General features: G+C 73.9%; 15 protein-coding genes and 1 tRNA gene. 10 read left to right on the top strand and 6 right to left on the bottom strand.

The features are described 5' to 3' along the window. Nucleotides 1-145 precede the first annotated feature (145 nt). The 3 genes from B9W62_RS18580 (at nucleotide 146) to B9W62_RS18570 (ending at nucleotide 1996) form a co-directional block, all read left to right on the top strand. A complete protein-coding gene (locus B9W62_RS18580) occupies nucleotides 146-700 on the top strand; it encodes a SigE family RNA polymerase sigma factor (RefSeq protein WP_087808215.1) in 555 nt (184 codons plus the stop codon). Further along, a complete protein-coding gene (locus B9W62_RS18575; protein WP_087808214.1) occupies nucleotides 693-1301 on the top strand; it encodes a hypothetical protein in 609 nt (202 codons plus the stop codon). The genes B9W62_RS18580 and B9W62_RS18575 overlap by 8 nt, the downstream gene beginning before the upstream one ends. 128 nt (nucleotides 1302-1429) lie before the next feature. Next, on the top strand, nucleotides 1430-1996 hold the full coding sequence (locus B9W62_RS18570) for a hypothetical protein (RefSeq protein WP_087808213.1): 567 nt from the start codon (nucleotides 1430-1432) through the stop codon (nucleotides 1994-1996). 223 nt (nucleotides 1997-2219) lie between these two features. Here the strand turns inward: B9W62_RS18570 and B9W62_RS18565 are convergent, their stop codons facing one another. Continuing rightward, nucleotides 2220-2633, bottom strand: a complete 414-nt coding sequence (locus B9W62_RS18565; RefSeq protein WP_087808211.1) for an arsenate reductase ArsC — start codon at nucleotides 2631-2633, stop codon at nucleotides 2220-2222. 92 nt (nucleotides 2634-2725) lie between these two features. On the opposite strand from B9W62_RS18565, the gene B9W62_RS18560 reads away from it, so the two are divergent. Genes B9W62_RS18560 through B9W62_RS18550 form a run of 3 tightly spaced genes read left to right on the top strand, consistent with a single transcriptional unit; the run spans nucleotide 2726 to nucleotide 5236 of the window. Further along, a complete protein-coding gene (locus B9W62_RS18560; protein WP_087808210.1) occupies nucleotides 2726-3034 on the top strand; it encodes an ArsR/SmtB family transcription factor in 309 nt (102 codons plus the stop codon). Next, the gene (gene arsB / locus B9W62_RS18555) at nucleotides 3031-4149 is read left to right on the top strand and encodes an ACR3 family arsenite efflux transporter (protein WP_087808209.1); all 1119 of its coding nucleotides are present in this window, start codon (nucleotides 3031-3033) and stop codon (nucleotides 4147-4149) included. The genes B9W62_RS18560 and arsB overlap by 4 nt, the downstream gene beginning before the upstream one ends. A gap of 22 nt (nucleotides 4150-4171) precedes the next feature. Continuing rightward, nucleotides 4172-5236 (top strand): ArsO family NAD(P)H-dependent flavin-containing monooxygenase, encoded by a 1065-nt coding sequence (locus B9W62_RS18550; RefSeq protein ID WP_087808207.1) that lies wholly within the window; start codon nucleotides 4172-4174, stop codon nucleotides 5234-5236. A gap of 61 nt (nucleotides 5237-5297) precedes the next feature. On the opposite strand, the gene B9W62_RS18545 is transcribed toward B9W62_RS18550, so the two are convergent. Next, nucleotides 5298-5666, bottom strand: coding sequence for an ArsR/SmtB family transcription factor (locus B9W62_RS18545; RefSeq protein WP_087808206.1), 369 nt, complete (start codon nucleotides 5664-5666; stop codon nucleotides 5298-5300). A 293-nt stretch (nucleotides 5667-5959) separates the two neighbouring features. Here B9W62_RS18545 and B9W62_RS18540 point away from each other — a divergent pair, with 293 nt between their 5' ends. Further along, complete coding sequence (locus tag B9W62_RS18540) at nucleotides 5960-7315, top strand: NAD(P)-binding domain-containing protein (protein WP_087808205.1); 1356 nt, start codon at nucleotides 5960-5962, stop codon at nucleotides 7313-7315. 53 nt (nucleotides 7316-7368) lie between these two features. Here B9W62_RS18540 and B9W62_RS18535 read toward each other — a convergent pair whose 3' ends face one another. Then, nucleotides 7369-8028, bottom strand: coding sequence for a response regulator transcription factor (locus B9W62_RS18535; RefSeq protein ID WP_087808204.1), 660 nt, complete (start codon nucleotides 8026-8028; stop codon nucleotides 7369-7371). Then, entirely contained in the window at nucleotides 8004-9257 is a 1254-nt protein-coding gene (locus tag B9W62_RS18530) for a sensor histidine kinase (protein ID WP_179235548.1), read from the bottom strand. Before B9W62_RS18530 ends, B9W62_RS18535 begins: the two co-directional genes overlap by 25 nt. Nucleotides 9258-9367: 110 nt before the next feature. Here B9W62_RS18530 and B9W62_RS18525 point away from each other — a divergent pair, with 110 nt between their 5' ends. Together B9W62_RS18525 and B9W62_RS18520 are read left to right on the top strand one after the other, a co-directional pair. Next, the gene (locus B9W62_RS18525) at nucleotides 9368-10129 is read left to right on the top strand and encodes an ABC transporter ATP-binding protein (RefSeq protein ID WP_087811973.1); all 762 of its coding nucleotides are present in this window, start codon (nucleotides 9368-9370) and stop codon (nucleotides 10127-10129) included. Further along, the gene (locus B9W62_RS18520; protein ID WP_087808202.1) at nucleotides 10129-12510 is read left to right on the top strand and encodes an ABC transporter permease; all 2382 of its coding nucleotides are present in this window, start codon (nucleotides 10129-10131) and stop codon (nucleotides 12508-12510) included. Before B9W62_RS18525 ends, B9W62_RS18520 begins: the two co-directional genes overlap by 1 nt. A 184-nt stretch (nucleotides 12511-12694) precedes the next feature. Here B9W62_RS18520 and B9W62_RS18515 read toward each other — a convergent pair whose 3' ends face one another. Next, nucleotides 12695-13534, bottom strand: a complete 840-nt coding sequence (locus tag B9W62_RS18515) for a DUF899 family protein (protein WP_087808200.1) — start codon at nucleotides 13532-13534, stop codon at nucleotides 12695-12697. A 789-nt stretch (nucleotides 13535-14323) separates the two neighbouring features. On the opposite strand from B9W62_RS18515, the gene B9W62_RS18510 reads away from it, so the two are divergent. Then, on the top strand, nucleotides 14324-14977 hold the full coding sequence (locus tag B9W62_RS18510) for a hypothetical protein (protein WP_087808199.1): 654 nt from the start codon (nucleotides 14324-14326) through the stop codon (nucleotides 14975-14977). Nucleotides 14978-15098: 121 nt separating this feature from the next. On the opposite strand, the gene B9W62_RS18505 is transcribed toward B9W62_RS18510, so the two are convergent. Next, nucleotides 15099-15172, bottom strand: a tRNA-Gly gene (locus tag B9W62_RS18505). Between the last annotated feature and the right edge of the window lie 148 nt (nucleotides 15173-15320).

Raw genomic sequence — 15320 nt, 5'->3', positions numbered from 1 at the left:
CGGCCGGCCGGCCCCCGCCTGTACGGCATCCGGCAGTCTTGCGGCCCGCGAGACTGCCGGGACCCGCGGGCGGTCCGCCGCCGCCGACCACGCCCCTTGTACCGGACGGCGGTCGGGTGACACCGTGCAGCCCGACGGGGGAGACATGCGACCACCAGACGAACCGAGCACCGGCCGGGGTGCGGACGCGCACGAGTTCGACGCCTTCTACGCCGAGAGCGTCGGCCGGCTGATCGGTCACCTGTACGCGATGACGGGCGACCTCGCCGAGGCGCAGGACGTGGTCCAGGAGGCCTTCGCCCGGGCCTGGGAACGGCGGGCCGAGCTGGACCTGAACGGCGCCCCCGAGGCGTGGGTGCGCACGGTCGCCTGGCGGCTGGCGGTCAGCCGGTGGCGCAAGGTGCGCACCGCGCTCGCCTTCGCCCGGCGCCAGGGCCCGCCGGCCGCCGTACTGCCGCCGGAGCCGCACCACGTGGTGCTGGTCCAGGCGCTGCGGCGGATACCCGAGGCGCAGCGCCGGGCCGTGGTGCTCCACCACCTGTGCGACCTGACGGTCGAGCAGGTGGCTGCCGAGGTCGACTGCCCGGTCGGTACGGTCAAGGCGCAGCTGAGCCGGGGCCGGGCGGCACTGGCACGGCTGCTGACCGACACGGAGCTGGATCCGCGGACGAGCCGCCCGCCGGAGGTGCGTCATGGCTGACAGGCCGGGACCGGTGACCGGACCGGATGGGGGACTGGAGGAGCGCCTGGCCGACCTCGCCGAGTCGGGCCGCCGGCGGGCGGTGCCGCCGGCCGCGGAGCGGATCCGGGCTCGCGGTGAGCAGCGAGTACGCCGCAGGCGGGCCGCGCTGGCGTCCGGCGGCGCGCTCCTGGTCGCGGCGGTGGCGCTGGGCGGGCTCTCGCTGGTCCGGACCGCCCGGGACCCCGAGCCGCCGGCCGTCCACCCGACGGCGACGGCTTCGCGGTTCGTGCCGCCGGCTCCCGCTCCGGGGGAGGAGTACGCCGAGGAACTGGCCCATGTGTACGGCGCGGTGGTGCGGGGCGACACGGTGCGGGTCACCGTCGAGCCGCTGCGCGCCGTACGGGGGACCGCGACGCCCGCGGGCGAGGCGCACACGCTGACCCTGCCGCGGGGGACGCCGGTCGAAGCGCGGCGGCTGTCCGGCGGGGAGCCGGCGGACGTGCGGCTGGACGAGCTGCTGGACCGCCTGACCGGCGACCGGAAGTGGGCGTTCGTCATCGACTACGACGGCGAGGGCCGCGTGCACTCGCTGCGGGAGGCGTACTGGCTCGCGGACTGAGTCCCGGGAGGCTGGAAGCCGGACGGGTGGTGGACAAACAATTTCGCATCGCCGTGCAACCTGCCGGGTGGGGTGGCGCGTAGAGAGTGCGTATCCAGAACGCACCAGGTCCTTGGGGGGACTTCACCATGCGCGTCGTACACCGCCGGTCGGCCACCGTCCGCTGCCTCACCGCCCTCGCCCTCGGCATGCTGGCCCTGACCGGGTGCAGCACCGACGACGGCCCGGCGGCCGCCACCGCGTCCGGGACGTCGGCGGCGCCCACCCCGTCGCCGGACGGAACGTCCCCGAGCACCACGCCGACCGGCACCACGCCAACCGGCACCGCACCGACCGGGACCGCGGCCCGTTGGGCGGGCACCAAGCAGTTCGTGCAGATCGACGACGCCCGGACCGCCGACGGACGGACCTACCTGTCGGTGCGGCCCGCCGAGAAGGAGCCCCACCCGCAGTTCGAGGCATGGGTGATCGTCCCGGGCGAGGGCCCGTACACCGAGGTGAGCATGGCCGAGGACGCCCAGGTGCTCCTGTCGGTCCCGCTCGGCGACGCCAAGCACCCCGCGTCGTACGCCCAGGCCGACTTCGTCGGCCGTCTGACGGCCCGCCCCTCCTCGGACCGCGCGCTCCTCGGCTACGACCTGAGCTTCGACGGCGAGGGACGGGTCACCAGGGTGCAGTCGCTGTACACGCCCTGAGCCGGCCCTGTGAAAACGGCGCTCGCCGTGCGGACTCGGCTCCGGCTCGGCGGTCTCCTGCCTGGGCGGCAGGCCGGCTGAGGGAACCCTCCCGACCTGCTCGGATCAGGTCGAGAGGGCTGCGTCTTCCCGAGTGAAGACGAAGCCCGAGGCCGCGCGCCGGCGGTGCGGCCGGCCGTGCCCACCCCGATGACGACGACCTCGTGGACGTCCGTGGCCGGGCTCAGGGCCGCGGTTCCGGGGCGATCTCCTTGATCAGGTCCTCGACCAGCGCCTTGATCTCGTCGCGGATCGAGCGGACGGCCTCGACGCCCTGGCCGGCCGGGTCCTCCAGCTGCCAGTCCAGGTACCGCTTGCCGGGGAAGACCGGGCAGGTGTCGCCGCAGCCCATGGTGATGCAGACGTCGGACTCCCGGACCGCGTCCACGGTCAGCATCTTCGGCACCTCGGCGGAGATGTCGACGCCGACCTCGCGCATCGCCTCGACGGCGGCGGGGTTGACGTTCTCGCCCGGGTTCGAGCCGGCGGAGCGGACCTCGACGCGGTCCCCGGCCAGGTGGGTCAGCCAGGCGGCGGCCATCTGCGAGCGGCCGGCGTTGTGGACACAGACGAACAGCACGGAAGGCTTGTCGGACATCAGGAGGTCTCTCTTGTCTGGCGACGGCATCAGGCACCCATGACGTCTGCGCCCGGTGGTGTCAGTCACCACTGATGTGAGAGTATCAGCGCATGATGACGTCAGTCGACACTGACCTGATCCGGGTGCTGGCGGACCCGCTCAGGCTGCGGATCGTGACCCTGCTCGCCACCGAGACGCTGTGCACCACCCACCTCGTCGAGGAGACGGGCGCCCGGCAGACCAACCTCTCCAACCACCTGAGAGTGCTGCGCGAGGCCGGGGTCGTCGAGACCGAGCCGTGCGGCCGCTACACGTACTACCGGCTCCGTCCGGACGTCATCGCCTCGCTCGCCAGCTGGTTCGCCGACCTGGCCGAGTCCGCGCGCACCGCCGCCGACAACAAAAGGGCCTGCCCGTGACCCGCACCGATGCGCCCGCGACGACCACCGGCACCGCCGAAGAGGCCTCCGTCGTCGGGAAGTTGTCGACGCTCGACCGCTTCCTCGCCGTCTGGATCCTCATCGCCATGGCCGTCGGGCTCGGCCTGGGCCGAGCGATCCCGGGCCTGAACGACGCCCTCGCCGAGGTCGAGATCGGCGGCATCTCCCTGCCCATCGCCGTCGGCCTGCTGATCATGATGTATCCGGTCCTGGCCAAGGTCCGCTACGACAGGCTCGACGCCGTCACCGGCGACCGCAGGCTCATGGCCTCGTCGCTGGTGATCAACTGGATCGTCGGCCCGGCGGTGATGTTCGCGCTCGCGTGGATCTTCCTGCCCGACCTGCCCGAGTACCGCACCGGCCTGATCATCGTCGGCCTGGCCCGCTGCATCGCCATGGTCATCATCTGGAACGACCTGGCCTGCGGAGACCGCGAGGCCGCCGCCGTCCTGGTCGCGCTCAACTCGGTCTTCCAGGTCCTGGCGTTCGGCCTGCTCGGCTGGTTCTACCTCGACCTGCTGCCCGGCTGGCTCGGCCTGGGCGACGGTGAACACCTGGACATCTCCATGGGGAAGATCGCCCTGAACGTGGTCATCTTCCTCGGTGTCCCGCTGCTGGCCGGCTTCCTCACCCGCCGCATCGGCGAGAAGAAGCTCGGCCGCGAGACGTACGAGGCCCGCTTCCTGCCGAGGATCGGCCCGTGGGCGCTCTACGGCCTGCTGTTCACGATCGTCATCCTCTTCGCGCTGCAAGGGAAGACCATCACCTCGCAGCCGCTCGACGTCGCCCGCATCGCCCTGCCGCTGCTGGTGTACTTCGCCGTGATGTGGGCCGGGACCTTCCTGCTGGGCAAGGCGATCGGCCTCGCCTACGACCGCACGGCCACCCTCGCCTTCACCGCCGCCGGCAACAACTTCGAACTGGCCATCGCCGTCGCCATCGCCACCTTCGGCGTCACCTCCGGCCAGGCCCTGTCCGGCGTCGTGGGACCGCTCATCGAGGTGCCCGTCCTGATCGGCCTGGTCTACGTGTCCCTGGCCTGGCGCAAGAAGTTCACCGCGCCCGCGCCGGCCACTGAGGGCAGGGACCACTGATGCACCGCGCGGCACGGGCGGCATGACCCGGCACACCGACGTGGTGGTGATCGGCGGCGGCCAGGCGGGGCTCGCCGCCGGCTACCACCTGCGCCGCCAGGGCCTGGACTTCGTCGTCCTCGACGCCCAGGCCACCCCGGGCGGGGCCTGGCAGCACACCTGGGACTCGCTCCGCCTCTTCTCCCCCGCCGCCTTCTCCTCCCTCCCCGGCCGCCTCATGCCGGTGCAGCCGGGCGAGGAGTACCCCGAGGCCGGGCACGTGGTGGCGTACCTGAGCGACTACGAGCAGCGGTACGACCTCCCCGTGCGGCGGCCGGTCCGGGTCACCGGCGTGCACGACGAGGGGCGGCTGCTGAGGGTCGAGACCGACTCCGGCACCTGGCACGCCCGCGCGGTGATCAGCGCGACCGGCACCTGGTGGCGCCCCTTCCTCCCCGCCGTACCGGGCCGCGGGGACTTCACGGGCCGCCACCTGCACACCGTCTCCTACCGCGGGCCGCGGGACTTCGCGGGCCGGCGCGTGATCGTCGTCGGGGGCGGCAACTCCGGCGCCCAGATCGCCGCCGACCTCGCGTACGACACCGAACTGACCTGGGTCACCCGGCGCCCGCCCCGCTACCTCGCCGACGACATCGACGGCCGCGCCCTGTTCGACGCGGCCACCGCCCGCCGCCGGGCCCTCGACGCCGGCCGCGCCGACACCGGGGGCGTCGCGTCGCTGGGCGACATCGTCGCCGTACCGCCGGTACGTGAGGCCCGTGACGCCGGGCGGCTCAAGGCGTCCCCGATGTTCGAGCGCCTGGACCGCGACGGTGCCGTCTGGGCCGACGGCACACGGACGCCCGCCGACGCGGTCGTCTGGTGCACCGGCTTCCGCCCGGCCCTCTCGCACCTGGCGCCCCTCGGCCTGCGCGGCCGGCGCGGGCGCATCGCCACGGTGGGCACGCGGGCAGCGGACGAGCCGCGCCTGCACCTCCTGGGCTACGGCGACTGGACCGGCCCCGCCTCCGCCACCCTCATCGGCGTCGGGCGTCCGGCCCGCGACGCGGCCCGCGCCGTCGCCGAACTCCTCGCCGCGCCGGGATGATCCGCGTGCCATCGGCCGCGAGGGCGCGCGGACGCGGCGATGACGGGCGGGGCCGAGCGCGTTACCGGACGGCCAGCAGTTGCCCCATCGCCGCCAGCACCGACGGCTCGACCCGGTAGTAGACCCAGGTGCCGCGCCGCTCGGAGGACAGCAGGCCGGCTTCCTTGAGCTTCTTCAGGTGGTGGGAGACGGTCGGCTGGGAGACGCCGACGTCGGAGATGTCGCACACGCAGGCCTCGCCGCCCTCGTGCGAGGCGACGGCCGAGAAGAGACGCAGCCGTACCGGGTCCCCGAGCGCCTTGAACATGCGCGCCGTCCGCTCGGCCTCCTCGGCGGTGAAGGGGCGCTCGCTCAACGGCGGGCAGCACGGCACCACCGCGGCGTCGGGGGCCTCGGATTCCAGCAGCGGCAGTGCCTTGACGTTCGACATACATCTATGTTGACACATGTCGAACCAGGGAGCCCCGGCTCAGCGGTGGTCGAGCCGAGGTCCGGGCGGCAGTCGGAGTCGAGGGCGACGGAGTCGAGGACGATGCCGTCGATCGCCGCGACGTCCACGTGCTCCAGGGCGCACAGCCTCCTGGTTTCGATGAATGTCTATCTTGACGTCCATCGAAGCAAGTGCCATGCTGGCGCCCACAAGGCATCGATGAATATCAAAACAAGGAGCCGTCCACCGCTCCGCTCCGCCCACCCGGGCACCGAACCGAAGGAAGCACCGCCATGGAGAAGCAGAACCTGCCCGTCGTGGTCGTCGGAGCCGGCCCGGTCGGCCTGGCCGCCGCCGCGCACCTCGTGGAACGCGGTATCGAGCCGCTGGTGCTGGAGGCCGGCACCTCGGCCGCCACGGCCGTACGGGACTGGGCGCACGTCCGCCTGTTCTCGCCCTGGGCCGAGGTCACCGACCCCGCCGCCGAGAAGCTGCTCGCCCCGACCGGCTGGACGCGCCCCGACGGGACGACGTATCCGACCGGCGGCGACTGGGCCGAGCGGTATCTCCAGCCGCTCGCCGACGTCCTCGGCGACCGGGTCCGCTACGGAGCCACCGTCACCGGCGTGGCCCGCGCCGGCCGGGACCGGATCGTCGACTCCGGCCGCGAGGAGCAGCCGTTCACCGTGCACCTCGAGACGGCGGACGGCGGCGAGGAGCGGATCACCGCCCGCGCCGTCATCGACGCCTCCGGCACCTGGTCCGTGCCCGGCCCGATGGGTGCGAACGGAATCCCCGCCCTCGGCGAGAAGTCCGCCGCCGACCGCGTCACCTACCGCGTCCCCGACCTGAAGGACCCGGCCGTCCGGGCCCGCTACGCCGGCCGGCGCACGGCGGTCGTCGGCTCGGGCGCCTCCGCCTTCACCGCCCTCGCCCTCCTCGCCGACCTGGCCGGGGAGGAGGCGGACACGCACGCGGTCTGGATCCTGCGCCGGGGCATCGGCGACGCCACGTACGGCGGCGGCGAGGCCGACCAGCTCCCGGCCCGCGGCGCCCTCGGCCTGCGGGCCAAGGCGGCGGTGGAGCAGGGGCACGCGAGCGCCGTCACCGGGTTCCGTACGGAAGCGGTCGAGCGGGACGGCGACCGGCTGGTCCTGGTCGCCGAGGACGGCCGCCGCCTGGACGCGGTCGACGAGGTGGTCGTCCTGACCGGCTTCCGCCCCGACCTCACCTTCCTCTCCGAGCTCCGCCTCGGCCTCGACGAACGCCTCCAGGCCCCGACCGCGCTGGCCCCGCTGATCGACCCGAACGTCCACTCCTGCGGCACGGTCTACCCGCACGGCGTGCAGGAGCTGTCCCACCCGGAGCAGGACGTCTACCTGGTCGGCATGAAGTCCTACGGCCGCGCCCCCACCTTCCTCGCCATGACCGGCTACGAGCAGGTCCGCTCCGTCGCCGCCGCCCTGGCCGGCGACCACGAGGCCGCCGAGCGCGTGGAGCTGACCCTGCCGGAGACCGGCGTGTGCGGCGGCGCGGGCCTGTTCGACGAGCCCGACGCCGCGCGGGGCGACGAGGGCGGCGGCTGCTGCGCGGCCCCGGCCACGCTGCGGATCGGCACCGGCGCACCCGCCTCCTCCGGCGGCTGCTGAGACTCCACTCCCGTCCCGGGAGGATGGCCCGAGGGGAGGGCGCGGCAGGGGGCTCAGGCGCGCAGATAGGCCAGCACCGCCAGGACGCGGCGGTGGTCGTCGGGCGCCGTCGGCGGCAGGTCGAGCTTCTGGAGGATGCTCGCGATGTGCTTGGCGACGGCGGCGTCGGTCACGACGAGCCGGCGGGCGATCGCCGCGTTGGAGCGGCCCTCGGCCATGAGCGCGAGGACCTCGCGTTCCCGGGGGGTGAGCCGGTCCAGGGGGTCGCGGTGGCGGGCGAGCAACTGCCGTACGACTTCGGGGTCGACGACCGTGGACCCGGCGGCGACCCGGGTGACGGCGTCGGCGAACTCCTCGACGTCGCCGATGCGTTCCTTCAGCAGGTAGCCCGTTCCCACGCTGCCGCGGCGGTCGTCCAGCAGTTCCTCGGCGAAGGTCTGCTCGACGTACTGGCTGAGGACGAGGACCGCGAGTCCGGGCTGCTCGGACTGGAGCCGGCGGGCGGCCCGCAGCCCCTCGTCCGTCTGGCCGGGTGGCATGCGGACGTCGGTGATGACCAGGTGCGGCCGGTGTTCCCGGGCCGCGGCGAGCAGGGAGGGGCCGTCGCCCACCGCGGCGAGGACCTCGTGGCCGAACCGCTGGAGGAGGTGGACGAGGCCTTCACGCAGGAGGACGGCGTCCTCCGCGATCACGATGCGGAGGGACGGCCGCACGGGATCTCCGCTCTCAGCAGGGTGGGCCCGCCGGGCGGGCTGGACAGCAGCATTCTGCCGTCGGCGGTGGCGATCCTGTCGGCGAGCCCGACGAGGCCCGTACCGCGGGCCGGGTCGGCGTTGCCCGAACCGTTGTCCTCGATGTCGAGGCGGAGCACCCCGTCCCGGCAGCGGGCGGTGACGCGGCAGTGGTCGGCGCCGCTGTGCCGGGCGACGTTGGTGAGCGCCTCGGCGGTCACGAAGTACGCGGTCTGCTCGACGGCGGCCGGAAGCCGGCCGGCGAGATCGATGTCCAGGCGGACGGGGACCGGGCAGCGTCCGGCGATGTCGCGCACGGCGGCGGGCACCCCGCGTTCGGTCAGGACCTGGGGATGGATGCCCCGGATCAGTTCCCGCAACTCGGTGAGCGCCTCCTTGGCCAGGGCGTGGGCCGCCGCGACCTCCTGTGCCGCGGCGCTGCCGGGCGGTAGGTCGAGGGCCGCGAGGCCCAGCCTCACGGTGAGGGCGACGAGCCGCTGCTGGGCGCCGTCGTGGAGGTCACGCTCGATACGGCGGCGTTCGGTCTCGAAGGCGTCGACGAGGCGGGCCCGGGAGCGCACGACCTCGCGCAACTCGTGGTCCTTCGGGAAGAGCACGGCCCGGGTCACCGTGGCGCGCACGCCGGCCCACGCACCGATCGGATACGCGGACACGGGCAGGAGCAGGGCACCCGCGACCGGGCCGGCCACGGCCTGCCAGGAGGAGGCCGAGGGCTGGAGGGGCGCGAGGAGGAGGAAGCCCGGAATGCCGAGCGAGACCAGGACGACGGCCAGGTCCATCCAGCCCACCGCCAGGACGGACACCGCGCCGTAGCCGACGGCCAGCGGACCGTGGCGCGGTCCGCGCCGCTCGCGCCGGTCCTTCGGGCCGACCCGGTCGCTTCGGTCCTTCGGGCCGACCCGGTCGCTCCGGTCCTTCGGGCTGCCGCCGTCGCCGCGGTCGACGAGCGCGAGGCGGCGCCGTTCGAGGGGACCCGCGAGGGCGGCGGCGAAGACCACGACGGCCACCGCGCAGAGCACGGACGCCCACGTGCCGACGGGCGCGGCGAACAGCCCGCCGACACCGATGTACGCGGCCGTGGCGAAGACCCCGCCGGACAGCAGGAACCCCAGCGCGCGCAGCGGCCACACGGTGCGGAGGTACCCCAGCGGGCTGTGGACGAGGGCCTCCAGGACGGTTCGGGGAGTCACGCGGTCGAACGTAGCGGCCCCGGCACCGGGAGGCAGTAGTGCCAGGTGGAGTATCACCTCTCGCCCGGGCAGGAGTGCGCCGGATGGTCCGCCTGCCGTTGCCTTGCAACATGACCACAACACACACCACTTCGGCGGCCGTACGGCCCGTCGAGCTGTGTTCGGTGACGAAGCGCCACGGCACCGGGGACCGGGCCGTCACGGCTCTCGACGACGTGTCGACGTCCTTCGCGGCGGCCACGATGACGGCCGTCATGGGCCCCTCCGGCTCCGGCAAGTCCACCTTGCTGCACTGCGCCGCGGGCCTGGACCGGCCGACCGCCGGGGAGGTGCTGATCGGCGGAACGGACCTGGACGGACTGGACGAGAACGAGCTGACCGTCCTGCGCAGGGAGCGGGTCGGCTTCGTCTTCCAGGAGTTCAACCTCGTGTCGGCACTGACGGCCGCGCAGAACGTCGAACTGCCGCTGCGACTGGCCGGGCGGCGCCCCGCGGCGGACGAGGTGGGCGCGGCGCTCGCGGCCGTCGGGCTCGGGGACCGCCTCGGACACCGGCCGAGCGAGCTGTCCGGCGGCCAGCAGCAGCGGGTCGCCATCGCACGGGCGATGATTGCGCGGCCCGCCGTCCTCTTCGCCGACGAGCCGACCGGCGCGCTCGACACCCGGGCGTCGCGGACGGTGCTGCGGCTGTTGCGGGATCTGGTGGACAGCCGGGGCCAGACGGTGGTGATGGTGACGCACGACCCCGCCGCCGCGGCGTGTGCGGACCGCGTGCTGCTGCTCGCGGACGGGCGGCTCGCGGACGAACTGCCGGGCGCCGCCGGTGCCGAGGCGATCGCGGCACGGACCGCCGCCCTGGAGGTGGGACCGTGATGATCGGCCTGGCGACGGCCAGAGAACGATGGAGCAGCTTCCTGGGCTGCTTCGTGGCCGTGGCGCTCGGCGTCGCGGTGGTGACGACGAGCGCGCTGGTACTGCTGTCGGACGGCACGAAGGTGCCCGAACGGCTCGCCGGAGCACCGGTGCTGGTGCGGAGCCCGGCGGGGACGCAGGCCGGCGGGATCTTCGTGGAGAACCCGCCGTGGGCACCGGAGCGCGCCGAGGAACTGCGACGGAGGCTGGCCGGACTGCCGGGAGTCGCCGCCGCGGTGACGGACCGGTCGTTCTACGCGCAGGCGGCGGACACCGAGCAGCGCGAGGGCGAGCGGCAGGGCCACCCCTGGTCGACGGCGGCGCTCGCCGAGTACGGCCTGAGCGAGGGCGGGCCGCCCGCCACCGGGAGCGAGATCGTCGTGGACCGGTCCCTCGGGTTCACGCCGGGCGATCCGCTCACGGTGCTGACCGCGCGCGGGCCGCAGCGGTTCTCGGTGTCCGGGACGATGGACGGCCCCGGCTACTACGTCACCGACCGGCGGGCCGCCGAACTGGCCGGCGGGGCACGGACCATCGGGCTGCTCCTGGAGCCGGGAACCGACACCGGCCGTGTCGCGGCGGCCGCCCGGTCCGCCGTCGGCGGCGACGGCACGGTCCTGACCGGTGCCTCCCGCGGCGCGCTGGCGCCCCAGCAGGACGAGACGACCCGCTGGATCGGTGGCCAGGTGCTCACCGCCATGGCGGTGCTGTCCTCCTTCGTCACGGTCTTCGTCGTCTCCTCGACGTTCGCGTTCGCCGTCGCGCAGCGGCGCCGCGAGTTCGGCCTGCTGCGGACGATCGGCGCCACCCCGCGGCAGCTGAAGCGGCTGGTGTACGGCGAGGCCCTGGCCGTGGGCGCGGCCGGCGCGGCGGCGGGGGCGCTGCTCGGCGTGGTGCTGGCGCCCACGATGACCGGCGTGCTGATCGACGCGGGCTTCCAGCCGGCGGGCTTCGAGGTGCGCCTGCGGTGGTGGGTGCCGGTGGCGGCCTTCGCCTCGGGCGTGACGGTGGCCCTGGTCGGTGTGGGCGCCGCGTCGCGCCGGGCGTCCCGGGTGAAGCCGCTGGAGGCGATGCGGGAGGCGGTGGTGGACAGCCGGCCCATGACGCGGCGCCGCCGGGTGGCCGGGCTGGCGGCGACGGCCGTGGGCGCGGTCTGCTCGGTGGGCACGGCCTTCGCGGGGGCCGACGCCATCGTGCTGCTGGCGCTCGGCACGGCGATGAGCCTGACGGTCGGCCTGACCCTGCTCGCACCGGCGCTCGTCGGGCCCGTCGTCGGGGCACTGACCCGGCCCCTGGCCCGGCGCCCCGGCGCGACGGCGGTACTCGTGCGCGAGAGCATGATCACCGCGGTGCGCCGGACCTCCGCCACCGTCGCCCCGGTGCTGGCGACCGTCGCCTTCGCCGTACTGATCACCAGTACCGTGGAGACGGTCCGCAGCGCCGACACCGCCCGGCAGGCCGCGGCCGTACGGGCCGAGTCGGCGGTGGTGCCCAGCGGAACGCCGGGTCTGTCGGACGCGGCGGTGGCCAGGGCCGGGGGCACGCCGCTGCTGTCGACGACCGTGTACGGCGGTGACGGCGCGGCGGCCCTGACCGCGGCCGGGGTGTCCTCCGGCTTCGAGCAGGTGTACGCCGTGCCCGCGCCGCGTGGCGGGACGGTCGTGGTCACGGAGGCGGTGGCCGCCGCGCACGGCTGGCGGAAGGGCCGTGACGCCCCGCTCACCCTAGAGGACGGCCGCACGCGGCGCTTGCGTGTGACGGCCGTCGTGGACGACTCGATGCCGTACCAGGTCCTCCTCCCGCACGACCTGGTCCGCGAACACGACCCCTCCGCACTGGCGGACGTCGCCTACCGCACGACCCGGGCCCCCGCGCACCTCCCGGCCGGGCTCCACGCCGACCAGGTCTCCGTGGCGGCGTACGCGGACTCGGACGACGCCGAGGAGGACCGGCTGGTGTGGATCTTCACCCTGATGCTCGTCGTCGTGTCGGCGGGCTACACGGCGATCGCCGTCGCCTCCACCCTGCTGACGGCCACCGCGGGCCGGGTGCGCGACGTCCGCGTACTGCGCCTGTCCGGTGCGACGTCCCGCCAGGTGCTGCTGGCCCTCGCGGCCGAGACGTGCTGTGTCGTCGCCCTGGGCGCGGCCCTGGGCCTGGCGACGGCCGCCCCGGCCCTGTTCGGCACGGTCCACGGGCTTCGCCAGGAGCTGGGCCTGCCCGTGCGGTTGTCCCTGGCCTGGCCCTGGCTCACGGGCGTGGTGACAGGCCTGCTGCTGCTCGCCACGGCGGCCACCGTCCTGCCGGCCCGCAGGGCCCTGGGGCGCCTGCGACGGGCATGAGCGGACGGGCCTGCCGCAACGGGGTGCGACGGGGCGCCGCCGCGAGCGGTTCGGCCGGTGGGTCGGTCGGTCGGTCGAGAGGAGGCGGCTGCCCCCTGATCACGCGTCGCGCGGTCAGAGCGGCGACGGGGCTCCGGTCAGGGCCGTGACCGGGCTCCAGTGAGTGGCAGTGACCGGGCTCCGGTCAGTGGCAGTGATCGGGCCCGGTCGCCGGGCCGGTGCCGGTGGCGCCCAGGTCGTCGGAGTGGCCGGCGTCGACGCGGGGCCACTGCGCCGTGGGACGTCCGCCCGGCCACTCCCGCAGCGGCGGCCAGTCGGGAGCCCCGCCCAGGGTCCGCGTGGCATGCCCGAGGCGTGGCCGGCCCGCCGGTGAGTCCTCCCAGTCCTCCTGCCGCCCGAAGACCGTGAGGTCCATGAGCGCGTAGCTGTAGTCCACCGCCTCGGCCCCGCGGCGCTTGGTCCAGTACGTCTCGAAGACGCGGTCGCCGTCGCGCAGGTAGCACACCAGGTGGAACAGGCCGGGCTCCCGGCCGACGAGCAGCGACCCGAGCGAGGGCTGGGCGGAGTACCACGGCATCGACCAGCCCATGAAGGCCCGGTAGCGCAGGCTCTCCTCGTACGACGTCCGCGCGTCCCCGAAGCCGTAGGCCGTGTTCCGTCCCTGGCAGAACACGGCGAACGTGATGTCGCGGGAGTGCAGATAGGCCAGCTCGCCCACGTGGCTCATCACCCAGGTGCAGCCTTCGCACTGCTCGGCGGCCGGCCGGCCGGGCCACCACATGAAGTAGTAGGCGATCATCTGGCGTCGCCCTTCGAACGCCTCCAGGAGCGTCACGGGACCGTCCGGGCCCAGCAGCGCGCTGTCCGCGGCCACCTCGACCATCGGGAGTCTGCGGCGCGCCGCGGCGATCGCGTCGCCTTCGCGGGTGTGCGCCTTCTCCTTCGCCCGCAGCTCTTCCACATGCTGCTCGAAGGTCGCGCGGTCGACGACCGGTGGCTGCGCCGTGCTCGGGTTCTCGGACATCAGCGGCTCCAGGAATCGCTTCGGCCTGTCTCCATTGTCGCCGAGCACGCCGACGGCCGCTGGGCGGTCCGACCCACCACCGGGCCTGGCCCCGTGGGCTGCGCCCCCATACGCCCTGCGACTGGACCGCCGAGGGCAAGGACACCGCAGGTGCCGCGATCGCCGCCGCCGCACCACGTCTCGGCGATCACGGCCACCCTCCGGACCCGGGCACGGAACCGCACCCGGGGGCGACGTCGATGGCCCCCCGTGTCATGTCGTGAGCGACCTGTCGGACGGTGCCTCCGAGGCCAGGGCGTCGTCCCGTAGAGGGCCTGTACCCAGCGCCGCCGAGGGCGAAGAAGTCCGCGCCGCGGCCGATCTGTTCGGCAGGTGTGCCGAGCACTGCCGCCCAGGCTGCCGCGAGACGTCGTTCTGTCGCTGTCCGCGGCGGCGACGGGGCCTCGCCGACCTCGACGCGGAAGCCGCGGATCTTGACCTGCGTGTCCTGGCGGCCGAGGTCGTACGGCGCTGCTGTACCGACGCGGAGACCTTGCCACTTGCGGATGCGGGCGGGGGCGTGCCGCACCGTCCTGGGCACGGCAGCCCGCGTGCGAGAGATCCCGGTGCCCTTGAGGTGCCGGGGACGGCCGGGCGCTCACCGGAAGGATTTTGACGCCTGAGGGCTGCCGGCCTTAGATCTTCGCTTGTCGAACGTCTGGGCGCCCCACCGCCGGAGGCTCAACACATCCTGTCCACCTTTGCCCTGCCTCTTGCTGGAGGCGACGTTCAGAGAACCGAGCACTGTTCATGCGCCTTCGCCGTACCGCTGCCGTTGCTGCCCTGTCGGTCGCTCTGCCCCTTACCGCCTGCGGCAGCTCCGAGCACAGCGGCCCGGCAGACGGGCCCGCGGCCGGGCCCTCCCTGTCCGACGCCACCCTCGAGAAGCTCACCGTGGTGGGGACCGTCGCCGACCTCCAAGTGACCGAGCCGGCCGAGGACTCGCTTCCGGAGGGGGCGTACCGGGCCGACAAGGACGAGTGCCTCCCCATCGTGCAGCTGGCCTTCACCGATACGCCGCGCCCCGCGACGGCCCGGGCCGTCCGCGAATTCACGGGCCCCGGCGAGCTGAACTCCACAGTCGGAGGGATGTGGGTGACTGCCCATCAGGGAGACGACGCCCGCTTGGCCCTCGACGATGTCCGCAGGGCGCTCACGGAGTGCTCGGGCAGCTTCAAGGTTCCCGGCGCCCCCATGACCTACCGCGACCTCGAACCGGCCCAGGCCCCGGATCTCGGGGACGAATCCGTCGGCTTCCGGTTCACCACCAGCCTCTCCAGCGTCAGCAGTCCCGCGACCTACGCCGTCGTCCGCACCGGCCGCATCCTCACCACGATGGCCGTGATCACGGACACGCTTCCGCAGCCCCTCCTGGAGGCACAGCTGGCCAGGCTCCCCGGCTGAGGGGGGCACACAAAGGGCCGCACAATGCAGCCCGACAGGCCTTCTGGCACGCATCTGGCACGCGGCGAATGAGCACAGAGCACAGCAAAAAGGCCCGGGTCTCTGACCTGGGCCTTCTCCATGGAGCGGGTGACGAGAATCGAACTCGCGCTCTCAGCTTGGGAAGCTGATGTTCTACCATTAAACTACACCCGCGTAAGACGCCGACCTGGTCGGTGCCTGGACGCTCGCTCACTCTACCCCATGCCCGGCCCCCGGTGTTCGCACCGTGGGGCCGGTGGTCGTTCGGGCAGGCGGAGGACGAGGCTGCGGAGGCTCTGAGTTGGGGCGTACGGTGGGGGCC

The sequence above is a fragment of the Streptomyces sp. CS113 genome (genome assembly GCF_002188365.1).
GTDB classification, from domain to species: domain Bacteria; phylum Actinomycetota; class Actinomycetes; order Streptomycetales; family Streptomycetaceae; genus Streptomyces; species Streptomyces tendae.
This window is presented reverse-complemented; position numbering and strand designations above follow the sequence as displayed.

What these genes read in the sequence shown, in the direction of transcription:
- B9W62_RS18550 (WP_087808207.1), top strand. Translation starts at nt 4,172, where the DNA reads ATGACCCGGCACACCGACGTGGTGGTGATCGGCGGCGGCCAGGCGGGG.
- B9W62_RS18520 (WP_087808202.1), top strand. Translation starts at nt 10,129, where the DNA reads ATGATCGGCCTGGCGACGGCCAGAGAACGATGGAGCAGCTTCCTGGGC.
- B9W62_RS18515 (WP_087808200.1), bottom strand. Translation starts at nt 13,534, where the DNA reads ATGTCCGAGAACCCGAGCACGGCGCAGCCACCGGTCGTCGACCGCGCG.
- B9W62_RS18525 (WP_087811973.1), top strand. Translation starts at nt 9,368, where the DNA reads ATGACCACAACACACACCACTTCGGCGGCCGTACGGCCCGTCGAGCTG.
- B9W62_RS18575 (WP_087808214.1), top strand. Translation starts at nt 693, where the DNA reads ATGGCTGACAGGCCGGGACCGGTGACCGGACCGGATGGGGGACTGGAG.
- B9W62_RS18510 (WP_087808199.1), top strand. Translation starts at nt 14,324, where the DNA reads ATGCGCCTTCGCCGTACCGCTGCCGTTGCTGCCCTGTCGGTCGCTCTG.
- B9W62_RS18540 (WP_087808205.1), top strand. Translation starts at nt 5,960, where the DNA reads ATGGAGAAGCAGAACCTGCCCGTCGTGGTCGTCGGAGCCGGCCCGGTC.
- B9W62_RS18580 (WP_087808215.1), top strand. Translation starts at nt 146, where the DNA reads ATGCGACCACCAGACGAACCGAGCACCGGCCGGGGTGCGGACGCGCAC.
- B9W62_RS18545 (WP_087808206.1), bottom strand. Translation starts at nt 5,666, where the DNA reads ATGTCGAACGTCAAGGCACTGCCGCTGCTGGAATCCGAGGCCCCCGAC.
- B9W62_RS18565 (WP_087808211.1), bottom strand. Translation starts at nt 2,633, where the DNA reads ATGTCCGACAAGCCTTCCGTGCTGTTCGTCTGTGTCCACAACGCCGGC.
- B9W62_RS18570 (WP_087808213.1), top strand. Translation starts at nt 1,430, where the DNA reads ATGCGCGTCGTACACCGCCGGTCGGCCACCGTCCGCTGCCTCACCGCC.
- B9W62_RS18560 (WP_087808210.1), top strand. Translation starts at nt 2,726, where the DNA reads ATGATGACGTCAGTCGACACTGACCTGATCCGGGTGCTGGCGGACCCG.